Origin of the sequence: Finegoldia magna, from assembly GCF_003182075.1 — a bacterium.
Taxonomy (GTDB): domain Bacteria; phylum Bacillota; class Clostridia; order Tissierellales; family Peptoniphilaceae; genus Finegoldia; species Finegoldia magna.
Map to the genome: position 1 here is coordinate 1 of NZ_QGTH01000035.1, position 8,491 is coordinate 8,491.

Genomic DNA, 8,491 nt, shown 5'->3' on the forward strand with positions numbered 1-8,491 from the left:
AAATATTCTAGTACTAATTTTATTTTAAATTCTTTTGTGTATTTTGGCATACAAAAACCCCTCCATCCGTATTCCGGATTTTGGGGTTCAGGTTATTATTAGCGAAGCATTTTTTTATTGCAATAACAAATCTCATTTGGGTATATATATGTCAAGGAAGTGATTAAATGAGAATTTTGTATGCGATTAAAAATATGGAAATTTGTATCAACAGTGTTGGTGCGAGGATTGAACAGTTTAAAATAGACGATGTAAATATGATTGATGATTTGAAAATCTGTATTCCAAATTACGGCGTGGACAAGACTTTTCGTTATCCGACTGATGGTCTTTTCGTAGATGAAGAATACGATGTTGTGAGCAAATCTGAGGATATGTGCGTTCTAAGATGTGTCAGTGAGGGGATTGAAAGTTTTGTTGTGTATCAATTCACAAATGACAGCGTGAGTGTTAATGTGAATGTGATTAACAATTCCGACCACACAATTAAAATGAATCCAGCAGTTGTGATTGATTGGAAAAATAATTTGGAAAGTCAAAATATTGTAAGTGAGATTTCTGGATACAAATTAGAATCGACAAGTGATTTTGTGGACGGAAATTGTTCTTATTATGTGTCTAATTTGAACAGGGATTCAGTTGGTTCAAAGTTTGCTTTAAAAAGCGGTGAGAAATGTTCTATTTCTGCTAAGATTAGGATAGTTTCGTGATTTATGAGAGTTACAGCTCATAAATTTCTTCAAGATTTATGATATAATAATATGATAATGGAGGTGGGATTATTAATACGATTGATTATAAATCCTTAATGAAAATTTCATTAAAAGCTCTGATGATTTATGTTGTGAGCTTATTTTTATTTCCATTTGGATTTATTGTGTTGCCTTCTTATTTTATTAAGTTAGGATTGGAAAAAGATAACAGATTGGCTCTGATATCTTTCGGGATATTTTTTGTGTTGAGTTTGGTTGTGTCGACTCCTATGATTGCTATTCCTGTCGGATTGTACATAATTTTAGTGTTCTATTCGATTTTGAATTTGCTAAGTTCAGGATTTTCTGACACACAGGCTATAACGATTAGTTTCGTTGGAATTTGTGTTTTCGTTTTGTTGACGAATTTGCTTTTGAAACTAAATGCAGATATGTCGATTGCAGATGTGATTAACGTAAAGTTGAATGATTTCATGAAGGTTTTGAGTTCTGTGAAGATGGACGAGGAATTGATGAAGTCTGTCAAAATTATGTTTGAACAATCATCTAAGCTTATTGTAAGGGCTGTGTATGCAATTCTGGGACTTATCGCTTTTTATACAAGTGTGTTGAATGTGTATATTCCACAAAAATCTAAGGAACATCAGTTTCACGATTTCAGAATAGATACGAAATTCACAATCACAATTGTTGGCTTGGTATTGATTTCGGGAATTGTTTATTTTGTGAATAAGGATTTGGGAAATTATTTGTTGTATAATTTGTCGGTTTTCGGAATTAGTTCGTACTTGTTGGGAGGAATTGCTTTGATGTTTTCATATTTGAAATCATTATCGACTCCTTTTAAGGTATTGACTGTGTTGGTTTTTGTTACAATTCAACCATTTATTTATATTTTGGCATTCTTAGGGGCTTTGAATAGCTTTAAAGATTTGAGAAAGAAGGAAAACAATGAAAGAGCTTAAATATTCGCTGAAACATTTGATTGTACAAGCAGTTTTGTTGGTGATACTTTCTGCGATTTTGTTTTATTTTCAAAATATCATAGGAACTTTGGCCTTTATTGCTTCGGCTTTTATGATTGTGAATCAATACACATACATCAATAATAAGAATAAAAAGGTTGAGGAGAAGATTATTAATCTTAATAATGAGTTTACAGATATTACAAAAAATGCTGTATTCAAGGTTCCTTTTCCACTTTTGATTCTCAATGATAAGAATAAAATTAGCTGGTTTAACACTTATTTTAAGGATTTGGCTGATGATGAGATTGAGATTTTCAACAATGAAGTCGAAAAAATTCTGGATTTGAAGACTGTAAAAGACGATGAAGATAACTTGGATTATTATGAAACTCAAGTTGATGGCAAATACTACAGATTTTATCCTGTTACTATAAAAGATAGTGAAGACAAGGATTTGACTTTGCTTTATGGAATCGACAACACTGCTTTCATGGATGTTGTGACGCTTTTGGATGAAAAAAGACTGGGACTTGTCGATATTTTCATAGATAATTACGACGAAGCACGTAACAGCATCAAGGAAGAAGAAAGAACGAGAGTGTTCTCAGATGTTGAAAATATTTTGCAAGATTTTGCGAGAGAACACAATGCATATATCAGAAAATACGAATCGGATAAGTTCTCAATGATTGTCGAAAAGCACGAGCTTGAAAATATTATGCAACAAAAATTCTCTGTGTTAGATATGATTAAGGAAATTCAAAACACTAATAATGTTCCTGTTACTTTGAGTATTGGAGCATCAATTATTGGAGATAATCCTTATGAAATTCACGAGAAATCTAGATCTTGTTTGGACGTTGCATTAGGCCGTGGTGGTGACCAAGCAGTGGTTGACACAGGGGAATTAAAATATTTCGGTGGCAAGAACAAGGCCGTTGAAAAACGTAACAAGGTTAAGGCAAGAGTTGTGTCGCATGCGTTGAAGCAACTTATAGTACAAAGCTCCAATGTGTTTATTATGGGACACAGAAATCCGGACATGGACTCTATTGGCTCTAGTTTGGGAATGTTAGAAGCGTGCAGGATTAACAACAAGGAATGCTACATTATTTTGAATGAGGTTGGCCCTCAAATTGAAAATATTTATAATTCAGTTCTTGAAGAAAAACCGGATTACAAGAAATATTTTGTAAAGAATGCATTTGCGAAGGAAAATTGTAACAGCAATAGTTTGGTGATTATTTGCGACAATCACAGAAGAAACTCTGTTGAATGCCAAGAAATTATGGATATTGCGAAAAATATCGTGGTCATCGATCACCACAGAAGAAGTTCCGATTATATTAAAGAAACGTCGTTGACTTATTTGGAACCTTACGCATCTAGTGCATCTGAAATGGTGACAGAAGTGTTATTTTATATGACAGAAAAACTAGAGATTCCAAAAATTGTTGCAGAAGCATTACTTGCAGGAATAACTGTGGATACGAAGAATTTCTTCTATCAAACAGGTGTTAGAACTTTTGAAGCGGCGTCTATCTTGAAAAGACAAGGTGCAGATAGTGTCAAGGTTAAGAAACTTTTCAAGGACGATGAGAGAACTATCAAATTAAAATCTGACGTAATCGCTTCATCGAAAATGTATAAAGATAATATCGCCATCGGAAGATTGGAAGAAGAAGTGGACGAATCCATTTTGGTTGCGGCACAATCAGCAGATGATTTGCTCAACATTTTGGGAGTGGAAGCTTCGTTTGTGTTGGCGAAGATAAAGGATAAAATCCATGTTAGTGCGAGAAGTTTGGGCAAAATCTCCGTACAATTGATTTTGGAAAAAGTCGGGGGCGGAGGTCACCTTACAAGTGCAGGTGCGCAATTAGAATGCAGCATGGATGAAGCAGAAGAAAAGATAAAACAAGCAATTGATGAATATATCAAGGAGGATACAGATGAAAGTTATATTGACTAGTGATGTAGAAAAGCTTGGAAAAGCTGGAGAAATGGTTAATGCAAAGACTGGTTTTGCGAGAAATTTTCTACTACCAAATAAATTAGCAGTACAAGCTACAAAAGAAAACATCAAAATTTGGGAAGAAAAACAAGCAGAATTAAGAGCGATTGAAAGAGAAAACATCAAAAACGCTAATGAATTAAAAGAAAAAATCGAAAACACAAAAGTTAAGATTATCGCCAAAACAGGTGAAGGCGACAGACTTTTCGGTTCAATCACTTCAATGGATATCGAAAAAGCATTGAAGGATCAACACGGTTTGGATGTTGATAAGAAAAAAATTGAAATGAAAGACAACATCAAATCTTTGGGAACATTTAACGTTATAGTTAAGGTATACCCAGACATTAACGCTAACTTGGAAGTAATTGTAGACAAAGAATAATTTTAGAATACACGATAGAAAGGCGGTGAGGTAATGGAAAATCAACAAAATATTATGCCGTGCGATTTGGAAGCTGAGAGAAGTGTAATCGGTGCGATGATAATCGACGAGAGAGCTGTGGATGATGCGGCAGAAATCGTGGAGCCGGTGGATTTTTATTCTACGAAATACCAAGAAATCTACAAGGCGATTTTGCAAGTAATTGACGAGAAAAAGCCTGTGGATTATATTACATTGGAAGACAAATTAAAATCCAATAATATGTACGAAATTATCGGCGGGATTGATGAACTTATAAGCATTTCGGAAGCTGTAGGAAGTGCTGTGAATGTAAAATACTATGCAGATATTATCAAAAGCAAGGCGATTATCAGAAATTTGATGCGCGTGTCACAAGATGTGATTGATATGTCCATTGCCAACAATTCCGTTGGCGAAGTTTTAGAATACGCTGAAAGCAATATTTTCAAAATCAGTCAGAACAGAAATCACCAAGATTTGGTTCCAATCCAAGATATGTTGGAGCCAACTCTTGCAAAGATTGGCGAAATGAGTATGAGTCAAGGACAATTAACTGGCGTTACGACTGGGTTGATTGACTTGGATAGACAACTTTCAGGGCTTCAAAAATCGGATTTGATTTTACTTGCAGCGCGTCCTGCAATGGGTAAAACATCACTTGCACTTAACATTGCATATAAGGCTAGTGTCAAACATCAAGTTGCGATTTTTTCTCTTGAAATGAGTAAGATGCAATTGACTCAGAGATTATTGTCCGCGCTTAGTAACATTAATCTGTCAGAACTTGTGTCTGGTAGAGTTACTGAGTGGACAAATCTCGGACAAGCAGCACAATTATTAGCAGAAACAAATATGCATGTCGATGATACTTCATCGATTTCACTTAATGAGCTTCGTTCCAAATGCAGAAAATTAAAAGCGCGTGGCGAATTGGATTTGGTGATTATAGATTATTTGCAACTTATGACTACCAATTCCAGAAGTGAGAACAGACAACAAGAAATCTCCACGATTTCAAGAGGTCTCAAAGGATTGGCGAAGGAATTAAATTGTCCGATTCTAGCGTTGAGTCAGTTGTCACGTGCGCCTGACCAAAGACCGAACCACAGACCGGTCATGAGTGACCTTCGTGAATCTGGGGCGATCGAACAAGACGCGGATGTTGTGTTGATGTTGTATCGTGATGATTATTACGATCCCGAAACGGACAAGCCAAACATCGCAGAAATTATCGTTGCAAAACACAGAAATGGTCCAACGGGAACTGTGGATACTTTATTCGACAGGGAACACACGAAGTTTATGGATTTGGACAAACAAATGCCCGATGTAGGAGCGTTTGACAAATGATAACTACTGAGAGGTTAACGTTAGAAGATTTTACATTGGACGATGCGTTTGAAATCGAACAATGGGGAAAACACACAGACGAACGACTAATCGATTACAACTTGTCCGATTTGGACGATTTTGAAATAAAAATGTGGTATCGCCAAAAAAGAGAAATGAAAACGCAAAAATATTTTGCGATTAGGGACAAATCCCGCAAATTAGTGGGATATGTGGGGCTGAAACAATACGACAAGTTCACCAAAACGGCGTTTTTGGGTATTGTTTTGGATCCAAATGAAATGGACAAATCATACGGCGAAGAATCCATAAAGGCTTTGATTAACATGGGATTTACAGTTTACGGGCTGGATAGGATTTTCTTAAATGTGAATAATTTCAACAAAAGAGCGATAAAATGTTACGAAAAATGTGGATTCAGGAAGTTTTGTAGTTACGAAGAAGTGTTCGAAAATCAAAGATTGGACACACACGATGAAGAATTCGATGAGTTTTTCATAGTCAAAGACGGGACAATTTTTTCGAAGAACACTACGATGGCGATTGATAATAAGAGGTGATTTTATGAAATATAGTGTAGAAAAATTTAAAATAGATTTGGGCGAAACACCTATTGAAAATATATTTTTGAATCAATATCTTCAAGTGGCCACAGGAAATCAACTAAAAGTGTATTTGTATGCCTACAAGCTTGCTAAGGATACCTCGGCGAATGTGGATATTTCAGACGAAAAAATCGCAAAAGCGTTGGATTTGACTGAAAGTGAAGTATCTGAGTGTTGGAATTATTGGTTGGATGAGGGAATTATCAAACGATACACTGACGCACAAACGCAAACTAACCACACGGTTTTTTTGAGTTTGAGACAATTGTATCTTGGAATTACAAATCCTGAGCCAGACGAATCTCAGAAGACTTACATTCCACAAAACAGTCAAGAAATCAAAGAAATGTTCAGAGATATCGAAGACATCAGAGATATGGAATTATCCAAATCAGAAATGGAAAGAATTTTGGAACACATTTCCACTTATCACCAAACACCAGAGTTGGTGGTGACGGCTTTTCATTATTGCACAACTAATCCGAATACGAAAAACAACACCAATTACGTTTTACAAGTTCTCAGAAATTGGAAGCTTGACGGTATCATGACGTTGGAACAATGGCAAGAAGAAAACAACAAAAAGCAACAAAGAAAAACCAAGAAGAGAACTTATTACAGACCGAAGACTAACGATATTGAAAACAAGGCTACAAATATTAACTCAAAATTTTTGAACGATTTTATTAAGAAATCAAAAGAGCAAAAGGATAAATAATAATGAGCTACGCAAAAGAAGCCAACAGAATATTGGAAGATTATAGAAATCAATCCAAAAAAGAATTGGACATGAGATTTGAGGAAGTTTTTCGAAAAGTCCCAGAATACGAAAATTTGCTCCAACACAGAAACGAGATTGGATACGAATATCTGAGAAAAAGCATCAAATCTGACAAGGAAGAATTAAAGAATTTGGAAGATGAAATCAAATCCACTGAAGAAAAAATGCACAAATTGCTCATTTTAAGTGGGTTTCCAAGTGATTATTTGAACTTGAAGCATCGCTGTGACAAGTGTGAGGATACAGGAGTTTACAACGGAAAAATGTGTTCTTGCAAGAAAACAATCATGGTGAACATTGCTCGTGAGAAAAGTTCACTTAACGAGCAAATGAAAAATCAAAATTTCGATAGATTTGACATCAACGTGTTTGACACGAAAAAAGACAGCTCACAAGGAATGTCCCAACGTGAAAACATGCAAGCAATCAGTGAGAATTTGAAATATTACTCGAAGAATTACACTAAAAACGCGAAGTCACTTTTGTTGTACGGACAAGTTGGAACTGGCAAAACATATTTGTTGTCCTGCATGGCGAAAGAAATCATTGAAAACGGATTTTCCGTGATTTATTTGTCTGCAATGCAATTGTTGAAGCAACTTTTTTCGATAAGATATCAGAATTTCAACGAAGCGCCACAACCAGAAGTTGAAGATATTATTTACAACTGCGATGTGCTTATGATTGATGATTTGGGAACGGAAAATTCAACAGAAACCAATATCAGTTTATTGTTTGATCTGTTGAATTACAGAATTCAAAACCAAAAAACTACGATAATTTCGACAAATATCGACCTTGATGATTTGCAAAGTCAATATGATCAGAGAATTTCATCAAGAATCAAGGGCGAGTTTATACCGATACAATTTTTCGGCAGGGATATAAGAGAAGAGAGGTTCAAAAGCGGACTATGATTTATGTAACAGCTGAACAAATGAGACAAATCGACCATTACACGATAAATGAAATTGGAATTCCATCAATTGTGTTGATGGAAAACGCCAAGGCGCAAATCTCCAAACACATTTTGGACAAAAATTTTGACAAAGCGTACGTGTTTTGCTCTGTTGGAAACAACGGTGGAGATGGCTTGGCAGTTGCAAGAGACATTTACAACGCAGAAAAATTTGTGAAAGTGTATGTGATTGGGAAGATAGAAAAAGCGTCGACGGATTTTAAAATCAACTACGATATTTTGAAAAAATTGGACGTGGAGATAGAATTTGTAGACGAAAACACGAAATTCGACATCACAGAAAATGATTTAATAGTCGACAGCATTTTTGGAACAGGACTCAAAAGAGATATCGAAGGAATTTACAAAGATGTAATCGATATGATTAACGACACACAAGCATTTGTTGTGAGCGTGGACATGCCATCGGGACTGGATTCTGACGAAAACAAAATCCACAACGTAGCTGTCAAGGCTGACCTTCTAGTGACATTGCAATTACCGAAAAAGTCGTTACAAGACTATGAGGGAGATTATGTCGTGGAACCAATAGGCATACCAGAGAAATCAATTAAACATGTATTAAATAACGCTTCGTAAGTGACCTGAACCCGTAAACACGGAATAATTTAATAATATTTTAAGCGGAATGTAATCTGTACATAACAGGGGACATTCCGTTTAATTTTGTTTTAA

Annotated in this window: 9 protein-coding genes; all 9 read left to right on the plus strand. The window is 35.4% G+C overall.

All coding sequences use genetic code 11. The features are described 5' to 3' along the window. The first annotated feature begins 167 nt into the window (after positions 1-167). The 9 genes from DES33_RS09150 to DES33_RS09190 all read left to right on the plus strand — a co-directional run bounded on the left by DES33_RS09150 (position 168) and on the right by DES33_RS09190 (position 8,395). Positions 168-710 (plus strand): hypothetical protein, encoded by a 543-nt coding sequence (locus DES33_RS09150; protein ID WP_110058784.1) that lies wholly within the window; start codon positions 168-170, stop codon positions 708-710. A gap of 98 nt (positions 711-808) precedes the next feature. Beyond that, positions 809-1,678: a DUF2232 domain-containing protein gene (locus tag DES33_RS09155; RefSeq protein ID WP_110058785.1), complete on the plus strand. Its 870-nt coding sequence runs from the start codon at positions 809-811 to the stop codon at positions 1,676-1,678. Continuing rightward, the gene (locus DES33_RS09160) at positions 1,665-3,653 is read left to right on the plus strand and encodes a DHH family phosphoesterase (RefSeq protein WP_110058786.1); all 1,989 of its coding nucleotides are present in this window, start codon (positions 1,665-1,667) and stop codon (positions 3,651-3,653) included. The genes DES33_RS09155 and DES33_RS09160 overlap by 14 nt, the downstream gene beginning before the upstream one ends. Next, positions 3,634-4,080, plus strand: coding sequence for a 50S ribosomal protein L9 (gene rplI / locus DES33_RS09165; protein WP_110058787.1), 447 nt, complete (start codon positions 3,634-3,636; stop codon positions 4,078-4,080). Before DES33_RS09160 ends, rplI begins: the two co-directional genes overlap by 20 nt. A gap of 33 nt (positions 4,081-4,113) precedes the next feature. Then, entirely contained in the window at positions 4,114-5,451 is a 1,338-nt protein-coding gene (gene dnaB / locus DES33_RS09170; protein ID WP_110058788.1) for a replicative DNA helicase, read from the plus strand. After that, complete coding sequence (locus tag DES33_RS09175) at positions 5,448-6,011, plus strand: GNAT family N-acetyltransferase (RefSeq protein ID WP_110058789.1); 564 nt, start codon at positions 5,448-5,450, stop codon at positions 6,009-6,011. Before dnaB ends, DES33_RS09175 begins: the two co-directional genes overlap by 4 nt. A gap of 4 nt (positions 6,012-6,015) precedes the next feature. Further along, entirely contained in the window at positions 6,016-6,774 is a 759-nt protein-coding gene (locus DES33_RS09180) for a DnaD domain-containing protein (protein WP_094205053.1), read from the plus strand. Between the two features lie 2 nt (positions 6,775-6,776). Further along, positions 6,777-7,754 carry an ATP-binding protein gene (locus DES33_RS09185; protein WP_110058790.1) on the plus strand — a complete coding sequence of 326 codons (978 nt, stop codon included), beginning with the start codon at positions 6,777-6,779 and terminating at the stop codon, positions 7,752-7,754. Beyond that, complete coding sequence (locus DES33_RS09190) at positions 7,751-8,395, plus strand: NAD(P)H-hydrate epimerase (protein ID WP_110058791.1); 645 nt, start codon at positions 7,751-7,753, stop codon at positions 8,393-8,395. Before DES33_RS09185 ends, DES33_RS09190 begins: the two co-directional genes overlap by 4 nt. Positions 8,396-8,491: the final 96 nt, after the last annotated feature.